Genomic DNA, 1,815 nt, shown 5'->3' with positions numbered 1-1,815 from the left:
CCGTACCGGTCGCCGCTCCCGTCGCGGCCGGACTCGACGCGGCCGGAGCCGCGGGCGAGCCCGCGGCCGCCCCGCCCGCGGCCTTCGAAGACCCCCCGGAGGAGCACCCCGTCAGCACGCCCGTCAGCACCCCGGCCGCCGCCACCGCGGCGAGCACCCGCCGACCACCCATCCCGATCACCCTCCCCAGTCCTGTCAGTGATCCCTCAAGATAGCGACCGCCCCGCCCGCGAACGCCGACGGGGCGGCGACCTGTCGGTCACCGCCCCGCCGTACTGCTCCGTCGTCCTGCCCTACCGGTGGATCAGACCGCCGGAACCGGGTAGGTCGGGTACTCGACGCCCGAGATGTACTGGACGACCCGGATCACCTGGCACGAGTAGCCGAACTCGTTGTCGTACCACAGGTAGAGGATCGCGTTGTCGCCCTCGACCTTGGTCGCGCCGGCGTCCACGATCGAGGCGTGGCGCGAGCCGATGAAGTCGCTGGAGACGGCGTCGGGCGAGTCGGTGAAGTCGATCTGGCGCTTCAGCGGCGAGGTCAGCGAGACGTTCCGCAGGTACTCCAGGACGTCCTCGCGGTTGGTCTCCCGCTTCAGCTGGAGGTTGAGGATCGCGATGGAGACGTCCGGCACTGGGACGCGGATCGAGCTGCCGGTGATCTTCGCCTGGAGGTCCGGCAGGGCCTTGGCGACGGCCGAGGCGGCACCGGTCTCGGTGATCACCATGTTCAGCGGCGCCGAGCGGCCGCGGCGGTCGGCCTTGTGGTAGTTGTCCAGCAGGTTCTGGTCGTTGGTGAACGAGTGGACGGTCTCCACGTGGCCGCGGACCACGCCGTACTCGTCCTCCATCGCCTTCAGCGGCGGGACGATGGCGTTGGTGGTGCACGAGGCGCAGGACAGGATCTGCTCGTCCGGCTTGATCGTGTCGTGGTTCACGCCGTGCACGATGTTCGGGACGTCGCCCTTGCCCGGCGCGGTCAGCACGACCTTGGCGATACCGGGGCGCAGGTGCTTCGACAGGCCCTCGCGGTCGCGCCAGCGGCCGGTGTTGTCGATCAGGATCGCGTCCTTGATCCCGTACTCCGTGTAGTCGACCGTGGTCGGGTCGTCGGAGTAGATCACCGTGATCTCGTTGCCGTTGGCGATGATCTTGTTGTTCGCCTCGTCGACGGTGATCGTGCCCTGGAACTGGCCGTGGATGGAGTCACGGCGCAGCAGCGAGGCGCGCTTGACCAGGTCGTCGCCGCCGCTGTTGCGCACGACGATCGCCTTCAGCCGCAGGCCGTTGCCCGAGGCCTTCTCGACCAGCAGCCGGGCGACCAGCCGGCCGATGCGGCCGAACCCGTACAGCACGACGTCCTGCCCGGACCGGCGCTCCAGCTTGTTCTCACCGGTGGCGCCGACGACGGCCTGGGCGGTGAACTCCGCCACCGACAGGCCGCGGTCGTCCGCCTTGTACGTCGCGGCGAGCATGCCGAGGTCGATCTGCGAGGGGCCGAGGTCCAGGGCGGTCAGGGCCTCGAGGAACGGCATCGTCTCGGTGACCGAGAGCTCCTCGCCGGCTATCTGCCGGGCGAAGCGGTGCGTCTTGAGGATGCTGACCACCGACTTGTTCACCAGGGACCGGCTGTGGAGCAGAACGGTGACGTCCCGCTCCCGGTGCAGCCGCCCGATGATCGGGATCATCGACTCCGCGATCTCCTCGCGGTTCTTCCAGTCCGTGAACACGTCGTCGTTGACAGTCACAAGTCCATCTTTCGAGCTGAGGGTGTTGCCCACATGGTAGCTTCGCCCGCCCGCGCCCCGACCGCCGG

General features: G+C 69.0%; 1 protein-coding gene and 1 pseudogene. One reads left to right on the top strand and one right to left on the bottom strand.

Going from position 1 to position 1,815, the window contains the following annotated elements; all coding sequences use genetic code 11:
- Window positions 1-215, top strand: a pseudogene (locus AE652_RS48855) (hypothetical protein); the annotation flags it as partial.
- Window positions 216-304: 89 nt separating this feature from the next.
- Here AE652_RS48855 and AE652_RS40680 read toward each other — a convergent pair.
- The gene (locus AE652_RS40680; RefSeq protein WP_049660894.1) at window positions 305-1,747 is read right to left on the bottom strand and encodes a glyceraldehyde-3-phosphate dehydrogenase; all 1,443 of its coding nucleotides are present in this window, start codon (window positions 1,745-1,747) and stop codon (window positions 305-307) included.
- Between the last annotated feature and the right edge of the window lie 68 nt (window positions 1,748-1,815).

It is taken from the genome of Kitasatospora sp. MY 5-36, from assembly GCF_001182915.1.
Classification (GTDB): domain Bacteria; phylum Actinomycetota; class Actinomycetes; order Streptomycetales; family Streptomycetaceae; genus Kitasatospora.
This window is presented reverse-complemented; position numbering and strand designations above follow the sequence as displayed.